Origin of the sequence: Rhizobium mongolense USDA 1844, assembly GCF_000419765.1 — a bacterium.
GTDB lineage: Bacteria > Pseudomonadota > Alphaproteobacteria > Rhizobiales > Rhizobiaceae > Rhizobium > Rhizobium mongolense.
In genome coordinates, this window is record NZ_ATTQ01000002.1 from 139711 (window position 1) to 163112 (window position 23402).

At 59.2% G+C, this 23402-nt stretch carries 22 protein-coding genes, 1 tRNA gene and 1 pseudogene; 19 read left to right on the forward strand and 5 right to left on the reverse strand.

Going from position 1 to position 23402, the window contains the following annotated elements; genetic code table 11:
• The first annotated feature begins 152 nt into the window (after window positions 1-152).
• The 7 genes from A3C3_RS0103765 (at window position 153) to pncB (ending at window position 8922) form a co-directional block, all read left to right on the forward strand.
• Entirely contained in the window at window positions 153-1988 is a 1836-nt protein-coding gene (locus tag A3C3_RS0103765; protein WP_022713283.1) for an extracellular solute-binding protein, read from the forward strand.
• Window positions 1989-2149: 161 nt separating this feature from the next.
• A complete protein-coding gene (locus A3C3_RS0103770) occupies window positions 2150-3235 on the forward strand; it encodes a microcin C ABC transporter permease YejB (protein ID WP_022713284.1) in 1086 nt (361 codons plus the stop codon).
• A complete protein-coding gene (locus A3C3_RS0103775; protein WP_022713285.1) occupies window positions 3235-4383 on the forward strand; it encodes an ABC transporter permease in 1149 nt (382 codons plus the stop codon). The genes A3C3_RS0103770 and A3C3_RS0103775 overlap by 1 nt, the downstream gene beginning before the upstream one ends.
• A complete protein-coding gene (locus A3C3_RS0103780) occupies window positions 4380-6017 on the forward strand; it encodes an ABC transporter ATP-binding protein (protein ID WP_022713286.1) in 1638 nt (545 codons plus the stop codon). The genes A3C3_RS0103775 and A3C3_RS0103780 overlap by 4 nt, the downstream gene beginning before the upstream one ends.
• 9 nt (window positions 6018-6026) lie before the next feature.
• Complete coding sequence (locus A3C3_RS0103785; RefSeq protein WP_022713287.1) at window positions 6027-6986, forward strand: 2-hydroxyacid dehydrogenase; 960 nt, start codon at window positions 6027-6029, stop codon at window positions 6984-6986.
• A gap of 97 nt (window positions 6987-7083) precedes the next feature.
• Complete coding sequence (locus A3C3_RS0103790) at window positions 7084-7452, forward strand: flagellar basal body-associated FliL family protein (RefSeq protein ID WP_022713288.1); 369 nt, start codon at window positions 7084-7086, stop codon at window positions 7450-7452.
• 165 nt (window positions 7453-7617) lie between these two features.
• Complete coding sequence (gene pncB, locus A3C3_RS0103795; protein WP_022713289.1) at window positions 7618-8922, forward strand: nicotinate phosphoribosyltransferase; 1305 nt, start codon at window positions 7618-7620, stop codon at window positions 8920-8922.
• A 6-nt stretch (window positions 8923-8928) separates the two neighbouring features.
• Here the strand turns inward: pncB and A3C3_RS0103800 are convergent, their stop codons facing one another.
• On the reverse strand, window positions 8929-9900 hold the full coding sequence (locus A3C3_RS0103800; protein WP_022713290.1) for a DUF72 domain-containing protein: 972 nt from the start codon (window positions 9898-9900) through the stop codon (window positions 8929-8931).
• Window positions 9901-9954: 54 nt separating this feature from the next.
• Window positions 9955-10146, reverse strand: coding sequence for a DUF2735 domain-containing protein (locus A3C3_RS0103805; protein WP_028739378.1), 192 nt, complete (start codon window positions 10144-10146; stop codon window positions 9955-9957).
• A 408-nt stretch (window positions 10147-10554) separates the two neighbouring features.
• Here A3C3_RS0103805 and A3C3_RS0103815 point away from each other — a divergent pair, with 408 nt between their 5' ends.
• Together A3C3_RS0103815 and A3C3_RS0103820 are read left to right on the forward strand one after the other, a co-directional pair.
• Complete coding sequence (locus tag A3C3_RS0103815) at window positions 10555-11595, forward strand: glutamine synthetase beta-grasp domain-containing protein (RefSeq protein WP_022713293.1); 1041 nt, start codon at window positions 10555-10557, stop codon at window positions 11593-11595.
• 115 nt (window positions 11596-11710) lie between these two features.
• Window positions 11711-12952 (forward strand): DUF763 domain-containing protein, encoded by a 1242-nt coding sequence (locus A3C3_RS0103820; RefSeq protein ID WP_022713294.1) that lies wholly within the window; start codon window positions 11711-11713, stop codon window positions 12950-12952.
• 43 nt (window positions 12953-12995) lie between these two features.
• On the opposite strand, the gene A3C3_RS0103825 is transcribed toward A3C3_RS0103820, so the two are convergent.
• Window positions 12996-13085: transfer RNA gene (locus A3C3_RS0103825), tRNA-Ser, on the reverse strand.
• 223 nt (window positions 13086-13308) lie between these two features.
• On the opposite strand from A3C3_RS0103825, the gene A3C3_RS0103830 reads away from it, so the two are divergent.
• The 10 genes and pseudogenes from A3C3_RS0103830 (at window position 13309) to deoA (ending at window position 22057) form a co-directional block, all read left to right on the forward strand.
• Window positions 13309-13626, forward strand: coding sequence for a hypothetical protein (locus A3C3_RS0103830; protein ID WP_022713295.1), 318 nt, complete (start codon window positions 13309-13311; stop codon window positions 13624-13626).
• Between the two features lie 83 nt (window positions 13627-13709).
• A pseudogene (locus tag A3C3_RS48410) lies at window positions 13710-13881 on the forward strand (peptide-methionine (S)-S-oxide reductase); the annotation flags it as partial.
• 228 nt (window positions 13882-14109) lie between these two features.
• Window positions 14110-15102 carry a BMP family lipoprotein gene (locus A3C3_RS0103835; RefSeq protein WP_022713296.1) on the forward strand — a complete coding sequence of 331 codons (993 nt, stop codon included), beginning with the start codon at window positions 14110-14112 and terminating at the stop codon, window positions 15100-15102.
• 71 nt (window positions 15103-15173) lie between these two features.
• Window positions 15174-16685 carry an ABC transporter ATP-binding protein gene (locus tag A3C3_RS0103840; RefSeq protein ID WP_028739379.1) on the forward strand — a complete coding sequence of 504 codons (1512 nt, stop codon included), beginning with the start codon at window positions 15174-15176 and terminating at the stop codon, window positions 16683-16685.
• 7 nt (window positions 16686-16692) lie between these two features.
• Complete coding sequence (locus tag A3C3_RS0103845; protein WP_022713298.1) at window positions 16693-17796, forward strand: ABC transporter permease; 1104 nt, start codon at window positions 16693-16695, stop codon at window positions 17794-17796.
• A 10-nt stretch (window positions 17797-17806) separates the two neighbouring features.
• The gene (locus A3C3_RS0103850) at window positions 17807-18778 is read left to right on the forward strand and encodes an ABC transporter permease (RefSeq protein ID WP_022713299.1); all 972 of its coding nucleotides are present in this window, start codon (window positions 17807-17809) and stop codon (window positions 18776-18778) included.
• Between the two features lie 4 nt (window positions 18779-18782).
• Window positions 18783-19172 carry a cytidine deaminase gene (locus tag A3C3_RS0103855; protein WP_022713300.1) on the forward strand — a complete coding sequence of 130 codons (390 nt, stop codon included), beginning with the start codon at window positions 18783-18785 and terminating at the stop codon, window positions 19170-19172.
• On the forward strand, window positions 19169-19978 hold the full coding sequence (locus A3C3_RS0103860; protein WP_022713301.1) for a purine-nucleoside phosphorylase: 810 nt from the start codon (window positions 19169-19171) through the stop codon (window positions 19976-19978). Before A3C3_RS0103855 ends, A3C3_RS0103860 begins: the two co-directional genes overlap by 4 nt.
• Window positions 19971-20747 carry a deoxyribose-phosphate aldolase gene (gene deoC / locus A3C3_RS0103865; RefSeq protein ID WP_022713302.1) on the forward strand — a complete coding sequence of 259 codons (777 nt, stop codon included), beginning with the start codon at window positions 19971-19973 and terminating at the stop codon, window positions 20745-20747. Before A3C3_RS0103860 ends, deoC begins: the two co-directional genes overlap by 8 nt.
• Before the next feature lie 2 nt (window positions 20748-20749).
• Window positions 20750-22057 carry a thymidine phosphorylase gene (gene deoA / locus A3C3_RS0103870; RefSeq protein WP_022713303.1) on the forward strand — a complete coding sequence of 436 codons (1308 nt, stop codon included), beginning with the start codon at window positions 20750-20752 and terminating at the stop codon, window positions 22055-22057.
• On the opposite strand, the gene A3C3_RS0103875 is transcribed toward deoA, so the two are convergent.
• Window positions 22058-22630, reverse strand: a complete 573-nt coding sequence (locus A3C3_RS0103875) for a TIGR02281 family clan AA aspartic protease (RefSeq protein ID WP_028739380.1) — start codon at window positions 22628-22630, stop codon at window positions 22058-22060. It abuts the gene before it with no gap.
• Window positions 22631-22756: 126 nt separating this feature from the next.
• Complete coding sequence (gene upp, locus A3C3_RS0103880; RefSeq protein ID WP_022713305.1) at window positions 22757-23386, reverse strand: uracil phosphoribosyltransferase; 630 nt, start codon at window positions 23384-23386, stop codon at window positions 22757-22759.
• Window positions 23387-23402 lie beyond the last annotated feature (16 nt).

A 23402-nucleotide genomic window follows, 5' to 3' on the forward strand; every position in this document is an offset into this window, starting at 1 on the left:
GGGTGGACGTTCGTAAGGCGGCTTGAGAAGCCGTGTTCTGGGGCTTGCACCCAGTCAAAATTTTGCGAGATGGACGAAAACGTCACACTTTCCTGCTTTTTGCCTGTATTTCCCGTATTCTCGAAGAAAGCTAAAATAACGGGGTTTGGTGAATGGCGATCGCGTGGTCGAAAAGAAGTATGCTTGTTGCTCTGGTTGCCTTGATCTCCTTGCCACTGGGAGCCTCAGCGCAAGACCAGAACTTCAGGATTGGCACGTCGACGATAGGCGAACTCAAATACCAGCCCGGCTTCAAGCATTTCGATTACGTCAATCCGGACGCACCGAAAGGCGGGAATCTGAGGCTTTCGACATCTGGCACCTTTGACACCTTCAACCCGCTGCTTGCGAAGGGCGAGGCTGCGATCGGGCTGGCATTGTCCTTCGAAACCTTACTGAAGTCCGCCGATGACGAAGTCCTCTCGTCATATGGCCTTCTGGCGGAGGGCGTTTCCTATCCTGACGACGTATCGAGCGCGACGTTCCGGCTCCGCGTGGAGGCGAAATGGGCGGATGGCCGGCCTGTGACGCCTGAAGACGTCATCTTCAGCTTCGATAAGACAAAAGAACTCAGTCCGCTTCAGGCCAATTATTACAAGCATGTCGTCAAGGCGGAAAAAGTGGGCGATCGCGATGTGAAGTTCACCTTCGATGAAAAAGACAACAAGGAACTGCCCAACATTCTAGGCCAGCTTGTTGTCGTCCCCAAACATTGGTGGGAGGGAACCGGCCCGGACGGCAAGGCCCGGGATATTTCGAAGACGACGCTCGAGCCGGTGATGGGGTCGGGACCGTACAAGATCGCTGCCTTTTCCGCGGGCTCCACCATCAGCTACGAGCTGCGGGATGATTATTGGGGAAAGGACATTAATGTGAATGTCGGCCAGAACAACTTTCGTTCGGTCACATACACCTATTTCGGCGACCGTGACGTGGAATTCGAGGCCTTCCGCTCCGGCAATGTCGATTACTGGCAGGAAACGCAGGCAAGCCGCTGGGCGACTGGATACGATTTTCCGGCCGTAAGGGAAGGCCGCGTCAAGAAGGAGGAAGTTGCCAACCCGCTCCGTGCCACCGGCATTCTGCAGGCCCTGGTGCCCAACATGCGACGTGACCTCTTCAAGGACGAGAAGGTGCGCGAGGCGCTGAACTACGGGTTCGATTTCGAAGAACTGAACCGCACGGTCGCCTTCAATAGCTACAAGCGTATCGACAGCTATTTCTGGAATACCGAGCTTGCCGCTTCCGGCCTGCCGCAAGGCCGGGAACGGGAGATTCTTCAAGGCTTGAAAGACAAGGTGCCGCCGGAAGTCTTCACCGCACCCTATAGCAATCCGGTCGGCGGCGATCCACAGAAGAGCCGCGACAACCTGCGCAAGGCGATCGCGCTTTTCAAGGAGGCCGGCTGGAACCTCAAGGGCAATCGCATGGTCAATGCCAAGACCGGCCAGCCGATGAGTTTCGAGATCCTGCTGTCCAGCCCGATGCTGGAGCGCTGGGTCGTGCCTTATGTCAACAACCTCAAGAAGATCGGCGTGGACGCGCGGGTGCGGACCGTCGATGCCTCGCAATATACCAATCGGGTGCGCAGCTTCGACTACGATATGATCTGGAACGTCTGGGCAGAGACGATGAATCCGGGGAACGAGCAAGCCGACTACTGGGGATCGGGTTCGGTTGCTCAGCAGGGCTCCCGCAATTATGCCGGCATTGCCAATCCGGCAGTCGACGCGCTTGTTCGCATGATCATCTTCGCGCCGAACCGCGACGAACAGGTGGCGGCGATCAAGGCCATGGACCGCGTGCTGCTTGCCAACCACTATGTCATCCCGCTCTTTTATCGCAACACCTATTGGATTGCCTATTGGAACACGATCACACGGCCGGCTGAGCTGCCGGCCTACTCCCTCGCGTTTCCGGATGTCTGGTGGTCGAAGGACGCAAAATAGCGGGGTTGCATTGCCGGAATGGCTGGGTTCCAAATGGACCACCCGAATCACTTCGGAAAACCCTGAAAAGCCGGTGCGCCCGGCGGGAAGGCTGGCGGATTGAAGACTCCTGATGCGACGCGCACCCTGATGAATTTCGAGACCTGGAAGGCCGCGCGCTGATGGGAGCATACATTCTTCGACGCCTGCTTTTGATGATACCGACGATTGTCGGCATCATGGCAATTTCCTTTACCGTCATTCAGTTTGCGCCGGGTGGCCCTGTCGAACAGGTCATCGCGCAGCTGACAGGTCAGGCGGATAGTGCCGACCAAAGGATTTCCGGCGGCGGCGATCTCGCACAGCAGTTTGATGACAGCGGTTCCAGTTACCGCGGTGCCCAAGGCCTCGATCCGGAGCTGATCGCCAAGCTCGAGAAGCAGTTCGGCTTCGACAAGCCGCCACTGACGCGCTTTCTGGAAATGATGTGGAATTACATCCGTTTCGATTTCGGCGAGAGCTTCTTCCGCAATACCTCGGTGCTCGATCTCATCAAGGAAAAGCTGCCGGTTTCGGTTTCGCTTGGCATCTGGATCATGATTTTCTCATACGCCATCTCCATTCCGCTCGGCATCCGCAAGGCGGTGAAGGATGGTTCGACCTTCGACGTATGGACGTCCGGCGCCATCATCATTGGTTACGCCGTGCCGAGCTTCTTGTTCGGCATCCTCTTGATCGTGCTTTTCGCCGGCGGCTCGTTCTACAATTGGTTTCCGCTCCGGGGATTGGTATCGGACAATTTCGACCAGCTCGCCTGGTGGCAGAAGCCGCTCGATTATTTCTGGCACCTGACGCTGCCGCTGATCTCGCTCTCGCTTTCCGCTTTCGCGACAACGACGCTGCTGACGAAGAATTCCTTCATCGAGGAGATCAAGAAACAATATGTCACGACGGCCCGCGCCAAAGGGTTGAATGAGCGCCAGGTGCTCTACGGTCATGTCTTCCGCAATGCCATGCTGATCGTCATCGCCAGTTTTCCGGGCGCCTTCATTTCCGCCTTCTTCACCGGCTCGCTGCTGATCGAGAATATCTTCTCGCTCGACGGACTCGGCCGCCTCGGCTATCTCTCGGTCGTCAACCGCGATTACCCGATCGTCTTTGCGACGCTCTACATCTTCTCGCTGCTCGGCCTTTTCGTCAGCCTGCTTTCGGACCTGATCTATACCTGGATCGATCCACGTATCGATTTCGAGCGGAGGGATGTCTGATGGATGCGGCTGCCAATCCGACGCCCGTCACGCCGGTCAAGCCACCGCGCAAGGGCCTGCTTTCCCCAACGAACATTCGCCGCTGGCGGAATTTCAAGGCAAACCGGCGCGGCTACTGGTCGTTCTGGCTGTTCATGGCGCTGTTCGTCCTGACGCTGTTTTCGGAATTCATCGCCAACGACAAGCCGATCATCGCATCCTACAAGGGTGAAATCCTGTTTCCGGTGCTGGTGGATTATCCGGAGGAAAAGTTCGGCGGCTTCCTGGCGGAAACCGATTACCGCTCGGAGGTGATCGCCGATGAGATTAAAGCCAATGGCTGGATGATCTGGCCGCCGATCCACTATTCATATCGATCGGTGAATTCCAACATCCCGCATTCCGCGCCGACGCCGCCGTTCTGGCTGATGAGCAAGGAGGAGCGTTGCTCCGGCTATCCGCAAGGCGTCAACGACCCCAATTGCAACTACGGCAATCTCAACTGGCTTGGAACCGACGACCAGGCGCGCGACGTGCTGGCGCGTATCATCTACGGTTTTCGCGTTTCCGTGCTCTTCGGCCTGGCATTGACCATCTGCTCGGCAATTGTCGGCGTGACGGCCGGCGCCGTGCAAGGTTATTTCGGCGGTTGGACGGACCTGCTTCTGCAGCGCTTTATCGAGATATGGTCGTCGATGCCTGTGCTCTACATCTTGCTGATCATCGCCGCGATCCTGCCGCCGGGCTTTTTTGTACTGCTCGGCATCATGCTGCTTTTCTCCTGGGTGGGGTTCGTCGGTGTCGTGCGCGCGGAGTTCCTGCGCGCCCGCAACTTCGAATATGTCCGTGCCGCCCGCGCGCTCGGTGTCAATAACCGGACGATCATGTGGCGCCATATGCTGCCGAACGCCATGGTGGCGACCCTGACGTTCCTGCCCTTCATCCTGTCCGGCTCGATCACGACGCTCACTTCGCTCGACTTCCTGGGCTTCGGCATGCCGCCCGGCTCGCCATCGCTCGGCGAGATGATCGCCCAGGGCAAGGCCAATCTTCAGGCGCCATGGCTGGGGCTGGCGGCCTTCTTCACCATGTCGATCATGCTTTCCTTGCTGATCTTCGTCGGCGAGGCCGTGCGCGACGCGTTTGATCCGAGAAAGACCTTCGCATGAGCCAGATGCCTGAACCTCTTCTCTCCGTCCGCGATCTTTCCGTCGCCTTCCATCAAAGCGGTGAAACATCGCTGGCTGTCGACTGCATCTCCTTCGACATCAAGAAAGGCGAGGTCGTCGCGCTGGTCGGCGAATCCGGGTCGGGCAAGTCCGTCTCCGCAAATTCCATCCTGCGGCTTTTGCCTTATCCTGCAGCAAGCCATCCGACTGGCGAAATCTTCTTCAAGGGCAAGGATTTGCTCAAGGCATCGGAGAAGGCGCTGCGCGAGGTGCGCGGCAACGACATCACGATGATCTTCCAGGAGCCGATGACCTCGCTCAATCCGCTTCACACGATCGAGAAGCAGATCGCCGAAATCCTCGATCTGCACCAGGGCGTGACGGGCCAGGCGGCCCGCACGCGGGTGCTGGAACTCTTGAACCAAGTCGGCATCCGCGAGCCGGAAAAACGGCTGAAAGCCTATCCGCACGAGCTCTCCGGCGGCCAGCGCCAGCGCGTCATGATCGCGATGGCACTCGCAAACCGGCCCGAACTGCTGATCGCCGACGAGCCGACGACGGCGCTCGATGTCACGGTCCAGGCACAGATATTGGACCTGCTGCGCAAGCTGAAAGGCGCGCACGGCATGTCGCTGCTCTTCATCACCCATGATCTCGGCATTGTCCGCAAATTCGCTGATCGCGTCTGTGTCATGACCAAAGGCAGGATTGTCGAGACGGGCACGGTCGAAGAGGTCTTCAGCAATCCGAAGCATGACTACACGCGCCATCTGCTCGCCGCAGAGCCGCGCGGCGAGCCACCTGTTGCCGATCCGTCCAAGCCGTTGGTGATGGAGGGCTCCGATATCCGGGTCTGGTTCCCGATCAAGGCCGGATTGATGCGCAGGGTCGTTGACCATGTGAAGGCCGTCGACGGCATCGATCTCTCGCTGCGCGCCGGCCAGACGCTCGGGGTTGTCGGCGAATCCGGCTCGGGCAAGACGACGCTTGGCCTGGCGCTCACCCGGCTGATTTCCTCCAAGGGGCGCATCAGTTTCGTCGGCAAGGATATAGCGGACTATTCGTTCACCGAAATGCGGCCGCTGCGCAACCAGCTTCAGGTCGTTTTCCAGGATCCGTACGGCTCGCTCAGTCCGCGCATGTCGGTCGGCGATATCATCGCGGAAGGGCTGAAAGTGCATGAGCGCTCGCAGTCGCATGAAGAGCGGGATCAGCGCGTCTGCTGGGCGCTGGAAGAGGTTGGCCTCGACCCGCTGACACGCTGGCGCTATCCGCACGAATTCTCCGGCGGCCAGCGTCAGCGTATCGCGATTGCCCGCGCCATGGTGCTGAAGCCGCGCTTCGTCATGCTCGACGAGCCGACATCGGCGCTCGACATGAGCGTCCAAGCACAGGTCGTCGATCTGCTGCGCGACCTGCAGAAGAAGCACGATCTGGCCTACCTCTTCATCAGCCACGACCTGAAGGTCGTCAAGGCGCTCGCCAACGACGTCATCGTCATGCGTTTTGGCAAGGTGGTGGAGCAGGGGCCGTCGGCAGAGATTTTCCGCGCGCCGAAAGACGACTACACCAAGGCGCTGATGGCAGCCGCTTTCAATATCGAGGCAGTGCCCACGCCTGCCGTCCAGCAGTAAAAAAAGATCATGCCCGCAAGACCTCCTGTTCTCATCGATTTGAAGTTCAACCCCGAAGGCATCGCCCGTATTCTGAAAACTGCCTTTCCGGATCGCGGCAGCATCAATCTTGCCGATCCGGCGGCCAAAAACCGCGATTTGAGCGCAATCGACTATGCGTTGCTGTGGAAACCGGATGTCGACCTGTTCGGACGCGCACCGAACTTGAAGGTCATCTTCTCGGGCGGTGCCGGCGTCGATAGCTTCATGAACCTTTCGGGGTTGCCGGACGTGCCGATCGTTCGCTTCGTCGACAGCAGCCTGACCGTGCGCATGAGCGAATGGGTGGTGCTGCAGTGCCTGATGCACCTGCGCCAGCAGCGCGAGCATGACCGGCATCAGCGCGATCGGATCTGGAGCCAGATGGCACCGCCGGAAGCTGCGGAAATCACCGTTGGCGTTATGGGGCTTGGGGTATTGGGGCAGGATGCCGTTCGCAAGCTGAAGGTCATGGGCTTCAACGTCATTGGCTGGTCGCGAAACCGCAAAAGGCTTGATGGGATCGAAACCTTCGACGCGAGCGAACTCGATACCTTCCTGTCGAAGACCGATTTCCTCGTCGGCCTGCTGCCGCTAACGCCGGAAACGACGGGTCTTTATGATGCGCGGCTGTTTGCAAAGCTCCGTCGGGGCGGCGCACTCGGAAAGCCGGTCTTCATCAATGCCGGCCGTGGCAGGAGCCAGGTGCAACGCGACATCGTTGCGGCGATTGAAAGCGGTGTACTCGGCGGCGCATCGCTCGATGTATTCGAGGTCGAGCCGCTCCCGGCGGACGATCCGCTCTGGGGTTTGGAGTGTGTCTTCATAACCCCGCATGATGCCGCAATCTCCGAAGAGAATGCGCTCTTCCGCTATGTCGAGGCACAGATTGCCCGCTACGAGCGCGGTGAGCCGCTGGAGTTCGTGGTGGACCGGAAGGCAGGCTACTAAGGCGGGGTGGAACCATGCCGCCGCGTATCCGTTGCTCCTAACGACAGTTCTGAGACGGGCCGGCATACGGCCCGCGAGACATCGAAGGGAGACGAAGATGGCTCATCAGATGGAAAAGCGCTGGGAAAACGCCGATGGAAAGCGGCATGCCGAAGAGCAGATCTCTGCGGTGAAGGCGAAGCAGGGCCGCACCGGTGCCCGCGTCCTGATGGTTCTGGTCGTTGCGCTCATTCTTGCATTCGTTGTTTGGATACCGGTCGAGATCTGGGGCAACCGCGAAGCCGATGAAGTAGCGCCACAGCAGCCCGGTCAGGAAATGCAGTCCCAGTCGCCGGCACCGGCTGCGCCGCCAACCACGCAGAATGGCGGTGCGGTCCCCACGGAGACGCCGAACACGCAGCCGCCGGCACCGAACGCTGAGCCCGTGACGCCTGCCACATCAGCGCCGTCTCAGCCGGCGCAATAGGCTTGAGTCCAAGGCGATCATCGAACGAGGCCCTGCCGCCTTGCGGCGGCGGGGCTTTTATTTGCGCTGGACATTACCCGCTGATTTTTCGATAAGAAGGCGCACGAGCCGGTCGTCGTGTGCTGGCCTTTTGCGGCACCCGACCGGATCGGGACGGGATGGAGCATGGCCAAGACAGATATTGCAAGGCGCGTTTACAATCACGCCTGGAAGCTTGATCCCATCGTCCGTAGCCTCATTGATACGGATTTCTACAAGCTTCTGATGCTGCAAATGATCTGGAAGCTTTATCCGGATGTCAGCACCACATTCACGCTTATCAACCGCACCAAGCGCGTCCGTCTCGCCGAGGAGATTGACGAGGGGGAACTGCGCGCTCAGCTCGATCATGCCCGCACGCTGCGGCTCTCCAAGAAGGAGATGATCTGGCTCGCCGGTAACAGTTTCTATGGCCGCGCGCAGATTTTCGAGCCGGAGTTCCTCGCCTGGCTTTCTCATTTCCAGCTGCCTGAATACGAGCTGTCAAAGAAGGACGGCCAGTACGTGCTCGATTTCCATGGCTCGTGGAAAGAGACGACGATGTGGGAAATCCCGGCGCTTGCCATTATCAACGAGATGCGCTCGCGCTCGGCGATGAAGGCGCTCGGACCCTTCACGCTTGATGTGCTTTATGCGCGTGCCAAAGCCAAGATGTGGGCAAAGGTAGAGCGGCTGCGCGAATTGCCTGGCCTGCGTATCTCCGATTTCGGCACTCGCCGCCGCCACAGCTTTCTGTGGCAACGCTGGTGCGTTGAGGCGCTGAAGGAAGGTATCGGACCGGCTTTCACGGGCACAAGCAATGTACTGCTCGCTATGGATTCCGATTTGGAAGCGGTAGGAACGAACGCCCACGAGCTGCCGATGGTGGCCGCTGCGCTTGCCGACACCGACGACGAGTTGCGCAACGCGCCCTACAAGATCCTGCGAGATTGGAACAGGCTCTACGGCGGCAACCTGCTGATCGTCCTGCCGGATGCCTTCGGCACCGCGGCCTTTCTGCGCGACGCGCCCGAGTGGGTCGCTGATTGGACCGGCTTCCGCCCGGACAGTGCGCCGCCGATCGAGGGCGGCGAGAAGATCATTGATTGGTGGAAGAAAATGAGCCGCGATCCGCGCCAGAAGCTGCTGATTTTCTCGGATGGACTCGATGTTGACGCGATCATCGATACCTACAAGCATTTCGAGGGCCGTGTTCGCATGAGCTTCGGCTGGGGCACCAACCTGACCAACGATTTTGCGGGCTGCGCGCCGACCGAAATTTCCGGCCTCAACCCAATCTCGATCGTCTGCAAGGTCAGCGAGGCAAACGGCCGCCCAGCGGTCAAGCTCTCGGACAATCCTCATAAGGCAACCGGAGACCCGGCAGAGGTCGAGCGTTACCTCAAATTCTTCGGCGCGGAGGACCGCACTGAGCAGACGGTTCTCGTCTGATACAGGTTACGGGGAGGGCCAGTGCGGCCTCGCCTCCTCCTTTTCGCTCCGCCGGCTTTTTCTGCGTGATTTTGTGGACATGGCAGCCTCCGCAAATGGCGTGGCAACGCCAAGCCTCTCGGCAAGCGAGCGTGCATCCGCTGGCGCGCGCACCTTCACGTCATTGTCGAAATAGACGAAGACGTCACGGCCTTTGGTTGAGGCCTTGAGCGGCGGCAGTACGCGATTGGCATCTTCCGGTTCGTGTCCGCGCGCCCATGCCGCGATACGTTTGGCCCAGACATCGAGCGTCGCATCGTCGTATCCGCTGACATAAAGCTCCTCGGATCCGTGAAGACGGCAATAGATGAAGTCGGCAGTGACATCCATCAGAAGCGGCCACTGGACCGTGTCGGCGCAGACGAGCCCCACGTGATGTTCACGCAGCAGTTCAATGAATTCCTTGGCGCAGAAACTGTCGTGGCGAATTTCCAGCGCGTGACGAAGCGGCTGCTGCACATCGCTTTCCAGCCAGTCACGGCCGTTCAGCCGGTCATCGTGCCGCTTTGCAAGCTTTGCCGCGTCATCCAGATCTTTCGGTAGCATTGCCAGAAATCGCGCGAAAAGTTTTGCGTCGAATTTCATCGTCGGCGGAAACTGCCAAAGAATGGGGCCGAGCTTTGGCCCTAGCCGCAGGAGGCCGGACGCCATGAAATTGGCAAGCGGCGTCTCGACATCGCGAAGCCGCTTCAAATGCGTGATGTAGCGTGAACCTTTAACGGCGAAGACAAAGCCGTCCGGTGTCGCCTCCCGCCAGCGCGCGAAGGCGTCAGGCTTTTGCAATCCGTAAAACGTGCCGTTGATTTCAATGGAGGCAAAACTGCGCGCGGCAAAATGCAATTCGTGCTTCTGCGGCAGGCCCTCAGGATAAAATACTCCGCGCCACGGCGCATAGGTCCAGCCGGATATGCCGATACGAATGGTGCCGTTCCTTGCCATGAAAGACAAACTGACCGCGCGGCCGCTTGTTCCCCCGCCGCGTCGGTCAGATATTCAGGCTTGCGGTTTTCGCTTTTCTTCAGCTTCGCGGATGGCGTCTTCGTGGTACCAGGTATCGAAGGCGGCGGCGCAGACATCGGGATCGATGTCGAGCGCCTGGCGGGCACCAAAGCGTTCGTCCGACCTGCGGAATTTTATTGGGAACTGATAGATCTTCGCGGTTTCGCGATGGACATTTGCTGGCATCGAATTGCCTTCCATTATCTTCGCATACCGGTTGCCCGGGTATTCATAGTAGCAGAGTGCACATCATTTGCGCAAATCGCCTAAAAAAACGCCAATAACTGTGGGATTCATAAGCATTTGATAAAACGAATAAAATGCCCCGCAATGCCTGCATCTTTTTGAGGCGTTAGGTGTAGATCAAAAAAACGTCCTGCGCGCCGATGAGTTCCATGGCCCTAAACCCTCGCTTTCGTTGAAAGTTGACGATTGTCTGAAGGTTGATTCTCGCCGCGCGTCTCATGGCAGCCCGTATGCCTACTCGAAACTGGCACGCCACGTGCTTGGTATCTGGCATCCGGTGGTGATCAAGCACGCGCTTAGCGGTCGCTTCGGAATTTGCTCACACCCTTACGTTTGAGAGACTGGCCAATGACAAAGTATAAGCTCGAGTACATCTGGCTCGACGGTTACACACCGACGCCGAACCTGCGCGGCAAAACGCAGATTAAGGAATTTGACGCATTTCCTGCTCTTGAGCAGCTTCCGCTCTGGGGCTTTGATGGTTCCTCCACGATGCAGGCCGAAGGCCGCAGCTCCGATTGCGTGCTGAAGCCTGTTGCCGTCTACCCGGACCCGGCTCGTACCAACGGCGCTCTCGTCATGTGCGAAGTCATGATGCCCGATGGCGTCACTCCGCATCCGTCGAACAGCCGCGCAACCATCCTTGATGATGAAGACGCCTGGTTCGGCTTTGAGCAGGAATACTTCTTCTACGAAAATGGCCGTCCGCTCGGCTTCCCGGAGCAGGGTTACCCGGCTCCACAGGGCCCGTACTACACCGGTGTCGGCTACAAGAACGTCGGCAGCGTTGCTCGCGAAATCGTTGAAGAGCATCTCGACCTCTGCTTGGCTGCTGGCATCAACCACGAAGGCATCAATGCCGAAGTGGCCAAGGGCCAGTGGGAATTCCAGATCTTTGGCAAGGGCTCCAAGCGCGCCGCCGACCAGATCTGGATGGCTCGCTACCTGCTTCTCCGCCTCTGCGAAAAGTACGGCATCGACATCGAGTTCCACTGCAAGCCGCTCGGCGACACGGACTGGAACGGCTCGGGCATGCATTGCAACTTCTCGACCAAGTTTATGCGCGAAGTCGGCGGCAAGGCCTACTTCGAAGCGCTCATGGCGCAGTTTGACAAGAACCTGCAGGCTCACATCGACGTCTACGGCCCGGACAACCATCTGCGCCTGACCGGCAAGCACGAAACGGCCCCGTGGAACAAGTTCAGCTATGGCGTTGCCGACCGCGGCGCATCGATCCGCGTTCCGCACTCCTTCGTCAAGAACGACTACAAGGGCTATCTGGAAGATCGCCGCCCGAACTCGCAGGGCTGCCCCTACCAGATCGCTTCGCAGGTCCTGAAGACGATATCGGAAGTCCCGACCTCCGGCTTCGCTTCGGCTGCTGCCTAAGCCTCAGGCTTTCCTCCCAAGGGCGCCGGTTGCTCCGCAACCGGCGTTTTTTATTTGCCGAAGCGTGTCCAAGGAAAACATTCCTTCACGCCGTCGGTCGCGCTATAGTCGCAGCATGGCACAAAGAGCAGGCAGCGCCGATCTTCCATTGCATGGCGGCAGAGTTCCGAAGTGGCTCGGCGAGCGGATGACGAAGCTCGGCGCCGTGATCACCGAAGCAGTCGTGCACCATTATGGCCGGGATGAACTGCTCCGGCGCCTCGCGCATCCCTTTTGGTTCCAGTCGTTCGGTGCCGTGATGGGCATGGATTGGCATTCGTCAGGCATAACCACCAGCGTGCTCGGCGCCCTCAAGCGCGGGCTTACTCCGCTTTCAAGCGAGCTTGGCCTGCATGTCTGCGGTGGCCGCGGTTCGCATTCCCGCAAGACGCCGGACGAACTCGTTGCGATCGGTGACCGCGTTGGTTTCGACGGCGGAGCGCTCGCGACTGCAAGCAGGCTTGTGGCGAAAGTCGATAGCGCCGCCGTTCAGGATGGCTTTGATCTCTATCTCCATGGCTTCATCGTCACGGATGACGGCAAATGGGTCGTGGTGCAGCAAGGCATGAATGGCGACAAGCGTCAGGCCCGGCGTTATCACTGGCTCTCGGAAGGTCTCGAGAGCTTCGTCAATTCGCCGCACACGGCAATCGAGGGCCGCAGCCAGGGTAGTATCATCAATCTGGCCGACAGGCGTGCTGAGCGTTCGCGCACCGGGCAGCTTGATCTTCTAGCAACGCTCGGTCCGGATCGTATTTTGCGCGAAGCGGCAGCTCTGGCACTCGATATCGCAAAGCCCGCGCCGCAGCCCGACCAGCCGCTTCTGCCGCATCTCATCATGCCCGCCCATCACGACGTTCGCGAAAAGGACGTCAACATGAAGCGCCTGCACGGCAATCTTGCAGCCGCCGCCGACCGCGGACCGGAGGATTTTGAGCAGCTTCTGCTCGTGCGCGGGGTCGGAGCCCGAACGGTACAGGCGCTGGCGATGGTTGCCGAAGTGGTTCATGGTGCGCCCTGCCGCTTTTCCGATCCCGCGCGTTTCTCGCTTGCCCACGGCGGCAAGGACCGGCATCCCTTTCCCGTCCCGCTGAAAGTCTATGATGAGACGATCAAGGTGATGAAGTCGGCCGTGCAGAAGGGCAGGCTCGGCCGCGAGGAGGAACTGCAGGCGCTGAAACGTCTCGACGACCAGTCCCGCCAGCTCGAACGATATGTCACAGGTCCAGACCTCAAGGAGATCGTCGCCGGCGAATTCCGAAACTCACCCGACTGGGGCGGCAGAAGCGTCTTCGGCTGGGAGGAAGATTCGCTTTGAGGCGCGCTCTCTACAATAGGAAATCTTTGATTTTATTAAGAAATGGCGGACAGAGAGGGATTCGAACCCTCGGTACGCTTTCACGTACACACGCGTTCCAGGCGTGCGCCTTCAACCACTCGGCCACCTGTCCATTTGCGTTTCGCACCCGGAGAGGAGCAAATCGTCGGAACGGCGCGATATATACCGATGAATTTTCGCTGATCAACCTAAATCTAACAGTTTTTTGACTTCTTCCGATAAAACTCCGCCCGCGCTGTGCATTGCGCTTTGGCCGTGAGATAATTATTTATTGGCTAGGGTGGAGAATGGCGCGGCTGACCGGAAAATCCGGCGGTAGGGCGTCGGAGGTATTGATGCGTTTCTTGTTGCGTTTGGCTAGCCTTGTCGCGCTTGCTGTAGCCGTGATTGCAGGAACGATCGATTCAATTCAATCCGTTGCGGCGTCGGCAGTCGTGGTGACACCCATGGGCGATGCCTGGCAGGAATTGAGCCCTTCGTCGCTTTTGGCACTGCAGTCGTCCGTTTCCTACTACGTGCACCCGCGCTTCTATGCCTTCGTATTCCAATGGCTGATGCTGCAGCCCGCTTTTGCCGTCTTTCTGGCGATCGCGCTGCTGCTTTGGATGATCGGCTACAAGAAGCCGCCGGTGGCGGGCCGCTTTACCGCGTAACAAAACGCGCGGGCCCTGGCGTATTAGCTTTGAGGCCCGTATCCACGGCGACGACGCAACAGCTAGCCATGGCATAGCGCGTGCGCGACACGTTCCAGACGGCGCTCAAATCTGCCGGCCGCCCGTCGAAGATCACCCCGAACTCCGGCAGGTGAATTCTACTATGCCGAGAACTATTGCCAGCAGTATCTGGCGAAGAATCCGGATGGTTATTGCGGTCTTGGCGGAACGGGCATGAGCTGCCCGATTGGTTAGTAAAATCGCATTCTATCAGCTCATTTTGCGCAAAAATCAGCCCATCTGGACTGATTTTCAGCATCTACGCGGAATTTTTACCAGCCGAAAAATTTCTCGTGAATTTTTCCTTGAGCCATGCAAGGATGCGCGCAGCCAGGCCTCCGGGGGGAGGCCGGTGGTTCCGCAGACATGCCTGCCAAAGGCTTGCGGGAGGACCCAGACAAATAGCAACAATAGGGCTGCACTATGAAAAAAACCCTTCTTTCTTTCCTGGCCGTGGCCGCGATGTCCACGACGGCGCTCGCTGCCGACGTCAAGCCGGCTCTGGTTTACGGCACTGGCGGAAAGTTCGACAAGTCCTTCAACGAAGCAGCCTATAATGGCGCTGAGAAGTTCAAGGCTGAAACCGGCATAGCCTATCGCGACTTCGAGCCGACCGGCGACACACAGGGTGAGCAGGCGATCCGCAATTTCGCAAGCCGCGGTTTCAACCCGGTGGTGGCCGTGTCCTTCGCATGGACCTCGGCAATCGAAAAGGTCGCTGCTGAATTCCCGGACACCAAGTTCATCATCGTTGATTCAGTCGTCGACAAGCCGAATGTCCGCTCGGTCGTCTATAAGGAAGAAGAAGGTTCGTTCCTCGTCGGCGTTCTCGCCGGCATGGCCTCCAAGACCGGTAAGGTCGGTTTCGTCGGCGGCATGGATATTCCGTTGATCCGCAAGTTCGAATGCGGCTATGAGCAGGGCGCCCGCTCCGTCAAGGCGGACATCGAAGTCTTTCAGAACATGACCGGCACAACCGGTGCTGCGTGGAACGACCCGGTTCGTGGCGGCGAGCTCACCAAAAACCAGATCGACCAGGGCGCCGACGTCATTTACGCCGCTGCAGGCGCGACCGGCCTCGGCGTTCTGCAGACGGCTGCCGACAACAAGAAGTTTTCGATCGGCGTCGATTCCAACCAGAACCATCTGCATCCGGGCTCCGTGCTGACCTCGATGGTCAAGCGCGTCGATCTCGCCGTCTACAATGCCTACACCGATACGAAGAACGACAAGTTCACCGGTGGCGTGCAGGCTCTCGGCGTCAAGGAAGACGGCGTCGGCGCTGCGATCGACGACAACAACAAGCCGCTGATCACGCCGGAAATGCAGGCCGCCGTCGACAAGGCAAAGGCCGACATCATCGCAGGAACCATCAAGGTTCACGATTACACGACGGACAACTCTTGCCCGAAGTGATCCGCGACTGAGATGGGCGTATGGCGGCCAGATTTTTCCGCCATACGCCCTTTTCGTATTTGGAGCCTGCAGTGACAGACACGCCCGCTATTGAACTTGTGGGCATCGATAAGAAATTCGGTGCCGTTCACGCAAACAAGGACATCAACCTTACCGTCGCCAAGGGCACGATCCACGGTATCATCGGGGAAAACGGTGCCGGTAAATCGACGTTGATGTCGATCATCTACGGCTTTTATCACGCCGATGCCGGGGAAATCCGCGTCAACGGCACGCCGGTGACCATCCGCGACAGCCAGGCGGCGATCGCAACCGGTATTGGCATGGTTCACCAGCACTTCATGCTGGTCGATAATTTCACGGTCCTGGAAAACGTCATGCTCGGCGCCGAAGGCGGCGCACTGCTGGCAAAGGGCGTTGCGTCTGCTCGCGCCGAATTGAAACGGCTGGAGAAGGAATACGGCCTCGAGGTCAATCCGGATGCGCTGATCGAGCAGCTCCCGGTCGGCCTGCAGCAGCGCGTCGAAATCCTCAAAGCCATGTATCGCGGCGCCGAAATCCTGATCCTCGACGAGCCGACCGGCGTCCTGACACCGGCTGAAGCCGACCACCTGTTCCGCATCCTCAAGGTGTTGCGTGACCAGGGCAAGACCGTCATCCTCATCACGCATAAGCTGCGCGAAATCATGGCCATCACCGACACCGTCTCGGTGATGCGCCGCGGTGAAATGGTCGCGACCCGTAAGACCGCGGAAACGACGGTCGAAGAGCTCGCCGAGCTCATGGTTGGTCGCCGTGTTCTTTTGCGCGTCCAGAAGGGCGAGGCGACGCCCGGCGATGTGCTGCTGTCGGTCCGCAACCTGACAGTCAAGGACAATCGCGACGTGACGATGGTCGACAACGTCTCCTTCGATGTCCGGGCCGGCGAGATCGTCGGCATTGCAGGCGTTGCGGGCAACGGCCAGTCGGAGCTGCTGGAGGCGATCGCGGGCATTCGCAAGCCGCATTCCGGCGAGATTTTCCTTGATGGCCAGCCGATCGACAAGGCCGACGCGGCGCGGCTGCGCGAGCTGGGCCTAGCCCATATTCCTGAAGACCGCCACCATATGGGTCTCGTGCTGAAGTTCGAGGAATACGAGAACTCGGTTCTCGGTTATCACCGCAAGCCTGCCTACAGCAGAGGCCCGCTACTCGATCTCGATGCGATCCGCAAGGATGCCATGGAGAAGATCGAGAAATACGACATCCGCCCGCCGAACCCGCGGCTGAAGACCGCCAATTTCTCGGGCGGCAACCAGCAGAAAATCGTGGTTTCCCGCGAAATCGAGCGCGACCCTGCCGTGCTCATTATTGGCCAGCCGACACGCGGCGTCGATATCGGCGCCATCGAATTCATCCACCGCCGCATCATCGAGATGCGCGACGCGGGCAAGGCGATCCTGCTCGTCTCCGTCGAACTCGATGAAATCCGCGCCCTTTCAGACCGTATCCTTGTCATGTTTGCCGGCCATGTCGTCGGCGAGAAGACGCCCGATGCCGGTGAACAGACCCTCGGCCTGATGATGGCCGGCATTGCCGCGTGAGGCCTTAATGAGCACTGCTTCCGTTTCTCTTCCAAATTGGATCACCTACGGTCTCATCCCGGTTTTGAACCTGATCGTTGCCTTCCTGATCTCCGGCGTTGTCGTCTGGCTGATCGGCGAAAGTCCGCTTGGTGCTCTTTCTCTGCTGATCGAGGGTGCGCTCGGCAGCGGCGAAGGCATTGGGTTCACACTGTATTACGCCACAAGCTTCATTTTCACGGGCCTTTCGGTCGCGGTTGCGATCCACGCCGGTCTCTTCAACATCGGCTCGGAAGGTCAGGCCTATCTCGGCGGACTTGGCTGTGCGCTGGTTGCGCTGGCGCTCGACCGCTTCGTGCCCTGGTATGTCACCATGCCGGTTGCCGTCGTCGGTGCCGGCCTTTTCGGCGCCGCCTGGGCATCCATTCCGGCCTTCCTCCAGGCAAAACGCGGCAGTCACATCGTCATCACGACTATCATGTTCAACTACATCGGTGCGGCGCTGATGGTTTACCTGCTGGTCCACGTGCTGATCGTCCCCGGCAAGATGGCGCCGGAAACACGCACCTTCCTCGAAGGCGGCCAGTTGCCGAAGCTCGGAGGGGTGATGAACCTCTTCGGTGCGAAGCTCGGGGCCGCACCGTTCAATGTTTCCTTCATCATCGCCCTTGTCGCCGCCTATTTCGTCTGGCTGCTCATCTGGCGAACGAAGCTTGGATTTGAGATGCGCACGCTGGGCGTCAGCCCCACTGCCGCCTCTTATGCAGGCATTCCCTATGCCCGCACGGTCATGATCGCTATGCTGCTCTCTGGCGCGCTGGCCGGCATGATGGCGCTGAACCCGGTCATGGGCTCTTCCGCCCGCCTGCAGGTCGAGTTCGTCGGCGGCGCCGGTTTCGTCGGCATTGCCGTCTCGCTGATGGGACGCAATCATCCCGTCGGGATCATCTTATCGGCGATCCTTTTCGGCATCCTCTATCAGGGCGGCGACTGGATCTCCTTCGAGATGCCGAACATTACCCGCGAAATGATCCTCGTGATTCAGGGTCTGGTCATTCTCTTTGCAGGCGCGCTCGAATATATGTTCCGCCCGGCGCTCGTCCGCGTCTACCAACAGTTCAAGGCCAAGTGAGGGGCGGACGATGGATTACTACGACATCCTTATCAACGTTCTGAGTTCGACGATCCGACTGTCGATCCCGCTGATCTTTACCGCCCTTGCTGGCCTTTTTTCCGAACGCGCCGGCGTCTTCGACATCGGTCTCGAAGGCAAGATGCTGGGCGCGGCCTTTGCCGCCGCCTGCGTTGCATATATCACCGACTCGGCCTGGCTCGGTCTCGTCGCGGGTATCCTCTGCTCTGTCGCGTTGAGTTTGGTGCATGGCTTTGCATCGATCACCAATCGGGGCAATCAGATTATCTCGGGCGTTGCCATCAACTTCTTCATCGCCGGTATCACCATTGTACTTGGCCAGGCCTGGTTCGGTCAGGGCGGCCGCACTCCGCAGCTCTCCCCGGCAAGCCGGTTCTCGCCAATTACGCTTCCGGGCGCAGACGCGATGCGAGAGGTTCCGGTCATCGGTCCCCTCTATTCGAACGTGATCTCCGGCAATAACGTCCTGACCTATCTCGCATTCCTGGCAGTTCCGCTTTCCTGGTGGATCCTCTACCGGACGCGCTTTGGGCTGCGCCTTCGCGCCGTCGGCGAAAATCCGGGAGCAGTCGACACAGCCGGTATCTCGGTCAGTTGGCTGCGCTATCGTGCCGTCATATGCGCCGGTATTCTCTGTGGCTTCTCGGGCACCTATCTGGCGATCGCGCAGTCGGCGGCCTTCATCAAGGATATGTCGGCGGGCAAGGGCTATATCGCCCTTGCCGCCCTGGTCTTTGCGAAATGGAAACCGGTGCCGGTGATGTTCGCCTGTCTGCTCTTCGGCTTCCTCGATGCGCTGGCGAACTTCATGCAGGGCAAGCAGGTGCCGCTGATCGGCGCAGTGCCGGTTCAGATATTCCAGGCTTTGCCGTATATTCTCACCTGCATCTTGCTTGCTGGATTCATCGGCGTTGCAACTCCGCCGAAGGCTGGTGGCGTCCCCTATACGAAGGAGCGTTGAAAACATGTCACACGACCTTTTCGAAGCCGCCCGCAGTGCCATGGCCTTTGCCCACGCACCTTATTCCAAGTTCCCGGTCGGTGCGGCGATCCGCGCCGAGGACGGCAAGGTTTATACCGGCGCCAATATCGAAAACCTCTCCTTTCCGCAGGGTTGGTGTGCCGAGCCGACGGCCATCAGCGCCATGATCATGGGCGGAGCGAAGAAAATCGTCGAAATGGCAGTCATCGCCGAGAAGCTGCCGCTTTGCCCGCCTTGCGGCGGCTGCCGGCAGAAGATTTCTGAATTTGCGTCGAAGGATACGAAGATTTATCTTTGCGATGAGATGGGCGTGAAGAAGACCATGACGATGGAAGAGCTTCTTCCCTTCAGCTTCGAGACCGAACTCGGATGAACGCCGCAATCGATCTGCTCGTCGGCCAACTCGGTGGGCTTGTGCCGCGTCACGGCATCGTGCTCGGCTCGGGCCTTGGCTCGCTGGTAAGCGAACTGACGGATGCGGTGCGAATTCCCTATCGGGATCTGCCGGGTTTTCCTGTCAGCGCCGTCTCCGGGCATGCGGGCGAGGTCGTCGCCGGTCGTCTCGGCGGCGTGCCTGTCGTCATGCTGTCGGGCCGTGTCCACTATTACGAAAAAGGCGATGCCAACGCCATGCGGCTGCCGATCGAGGTGCTGAAAGGCCTTGGCGTGCAATCGCTATTCCTAACCAATTCCGCAGGCTCGCTGCTTGAGGAGATGGCGCCGGGCTCGGTGATGCAGATCACCGACCACATCAATTATTCCGGCGTGAATCCGCTGATCGGCGAAGAAAGCGACCGCCGCTTCGTCGGCATGACGAGCGCCTATGATGGGGACCTTTCCGTGTCCATGCGCAAGGCGGCCGAGAAGCTTGGCATCAAGCTCTTTCACGGCGTCTATATGTGGTTTTCGGGACCAAGCTTTGAAACGCCTGCGGAAATCCGCATGGCGCGGATTCTCGGTGCGGATGCCGTCGGCATGTCGACCGTACCGGAGGTCATCATCGCCCGAATGCTGGGTTTGAGGGTTGCCGCAGCTTCGGTAATCACCAATTATGGAGCTGGCATGACGGGTTCTGAACTCAGCCACGAAGAAACAAAGGACATGGCGCCCGTCGGCGGCGCGCGTCTCGCCGCAATCTTGAAAGACGTGATTGCGGGTGGAGGAAGCGATAATGAATAATCACTCGCAGAAGGAAACGGCAGCTGTCGCGTTGTCGCTGCTTGATCTCACCAATCTCAAGGACGATTGCACGCAAGAGCAGATCGATACGCTTTGCGCCCGCGCGCAGACGCCTTACGGAAATAGTGCCGCGATCTGCATCTGGCCACGCTTCGTGGCACATGCCCGCACGGTTCTCGGCAAAGGTCATCCGGTCCGCATCGCAACGGTCGTCAATTTCCCGTCCGGCGATATGGAAGTGGCCGATGTCGCCGCTGAAACGCGGGAGGCAATTGCGGACGGTGCGGATGAGATAGATCTGGTCATTCCCTACCGCAAATTCCGCGACGGAAACGAAAAGGCCGTAATCGACATGGTGACGGCGGTGCGTGCGGAATGCACCGGTGGCACATTGTTGAAAGTCATCCTGGAGACGGGTGAGATCAAGGACCCCGGCCTCATTGGCCGTGCGTCCGAACTTGCAATCGACGCGGGCGCGGACTTCATCAAGACATCCACCGGCAAGGTCGCCGTGAACGCGACGCTCGAAGCTGCGGATATCATGATCCGCGCGATCCGTCACAGCGGCCGCAAGGTGGGCTTCAAGCCGGCCGGTGGCATTGGCTCCGTCGCCGATGCCGCCCTTTATCTCAGCCTTGCCGAAACGATCATGACGCCGGATTGGCCGATGCCGTCGACTTTCCGCTTCGGGGCCTCCGGTCTGCTCGATGACATTCTCGCTGTTCTCAGCGGCGTCCAGTCAGCGCCCGCCAAGGCCTCGAGCTATTGAGCATGATCCCGCAGGAGATCATCCGGCAAAAGCGGGATGGCGGTGTCCTTTCCACGGATGAGATTCAGTCGTTCATTGCGGCCCTTTCCACCGGTGAATTATCAGAGGGGCAGATCGGTGCCTTTGCGATGGCCGTCTGGTTCAAGGGCATGTCGCGCGGGGAGACCGTTGCGCTGACGCTCGCCATGGCGCGCTCCGGCGACATGCTGACGTGGCCCGGGATCGATCATCCGATCGCCGACAAGCATTCGACCGGCGGCGTCGGCGATAATGTTTCGCTGATGCTGGCGCCGATTGCGGCTGCTTGCGGTCTTGCGGTACCGATGATCTCGGGCCGCGGCCTAGGCCACACCGGCGGAACGCTTGACAAGTTGGAATCCATTCCCGGCTATCAAATCAGGCCGGATGCTGCTCTTTTCCGCAACGTCGTCAACGAAGCCGGCTGCGCCATCATTGGACAGACGGGCTCGTTGGCGCCTGCCGACGGCAAACTATACGCCGTGCGTGATGTCACGGCGACGGTCGATTCCATTCCGCTGATCACGGCTTCCATTCTCTCCAAGAAACTCGCCGCTGGGCTTCAGACCTTGGTGCTCGACGTGAAAACCGGCAACGGCGCCTTTATGGCAGATCACGAGCAGGCAAAGCTTCTGGCGCAATCTCTGGTGGATGTGGCAAATGGAGCAGGGATCAAGACCTCCGCGTTGATCACCGATATGAACCAGCCGCTGGCGGACGCAGCAGGCAACGCCGTGGAGATATGGAACTGCTTGGATTTCCTGGCCGGCAGAAAAGCTGGAACCCGGCTCGAGACCGTCGTTGTGGCCCTCGCAGCCGAGATGCTGGTGAGCTCCGGTATTTGCCCGTCTCTGAAAAATGGCGAAGTGAAAGCCCGCGAGGCGCTGACGTCTGGCAAGGCGGAGGAGGTTTTTGCCCGCATGGTGCATATGCTGGGCGGTCCGGCGGATTTTGTCGAAAAGCCCGCAAAATATCTGGTGAAAGCGCCGATCGAAAGGCCGGTTCTCGTCAGTGAGAGCGGATGGCTTTCAGCTTGCAATGCGCGCGAGATCGGCATGACCGTTATCGATCTCGGTGGCGGGCGCCGCCGTCCGGCAGACAAGATCGACCATCGGGTCGGATTTGCCGCTCTGCTGCCGCTCGGCACGCGCGTTGAGAAGGGCGATACCCTCGCGATCGTGCATGCTGCAAGCGAGGCGGCGGCGCAAAAGGCAGCAGCCTCGATCGCGTCAAGCTACCGCATCTGCGGCAACGCGCCTTCGCTGCCGCCGGTTATTTCCGGCCGCATTTGATTATTGCTTCAGATTCAGTGAGCCGTCGGCAACGGAATAAGACTCGAGTTTCTTCAGGAAACTCATTCCGATCAGAGTCGTCGAAAGCGCATCATCCTTGAGCACGAAGGCTTCCACGCCTTGCACGCGGATGCCGCCGATCTCCATGCGATCGAGCGTGACATGTGCGGCCTTGGTCTGGCCGTTGGCTGTGTTCACGGCATACTGGAAATCGAGCTGATTGGCACTGTAGCCGAGACGGCGGGCAAGGCTTTCGTTCAGCGCCACATAGGTCGCGCCGGTATCGATCAGGCCCTTCACGGGCCGGCCGTTGATCTTGAAGTCGCCTGTATAGTGCCCCTGCGCATTGGCCTGAAGACGCATGCGGCCGTTAGCGGGAACCGGCGCGGGTGTCGTAGGCTGGTCGGTCGCGGTTGAGACGATGTTGGCCGAACCGGTCTCGGTAGTCGGCTGGCCGTCGTTGCCTTCGAAGAAGGAGGGGACTTGCGTGGCGAGTGCGGCGATAATGCTCGCGAAAATGACGATACGCATGAGCATGAAACAGAAATCCTGCCTGTTTAAACCACGCCTCATGCGGGCTTGACTCTTTAAGATCTCTACGCCGCAATTGCTGATAAGTCGCTAATGGCGAAGTTAAAAAGGCCCGGATTAATGCTCCGGGCCTTCGATATCGTTGGATTTGGTAAAGGAGAGCTGAAGTTACTTTGTACCGTACATGCGGTCGCCTGCATCACCAAGGCCGGGCATGATATAGCCCTTTTCGTTCAGATGGCTGTCGATCGCTGCCGTAAAGACCGGCACATCGGGATGCGCCGAACGGAAATTCTTGATGCCTTCGGGAGCAGCGAGCAGGCAGAGGAAGCGGATATTGTGTGCGCCACGTTCCTTCAGCTTGTCGATTGCGGCAATCGAGGAATTGCCGGTCGCTAGCATCGGATCGACGACGATGATGAGACGTTCTGCCACGTCCTCCGGCGCCTTGAAGTAATATTCCACAGGCTGCAGCGTTTCGTGATCGCGATAGACACCGATATGGGAAACGCGGGCAGAAGGCACGAGATCGAGCATGCCTTCGAGCAGCCCATTGCCGGCGCGCAGGATCGAGGCGAAGACGAGTTTCTTGCCTTCCAGGATCGGCGATTCCATTGTCTGTAGCGGCGTTTCGATGGTTTCCATCGTCAGTTCGAGATCGCGCGTCACCTCGTAGCAGAGCAGCGTCGAAATCTCGCGGAGCAGCCGGCGGAAACTGCCCGTCGATGTCTCCTTGCGCCGCATGATGGTGAGTTTGTGCTGCACAAGCGGGTGATCGATGACGATGACGCCTTCCATGGCCTGGCCTTCCTTT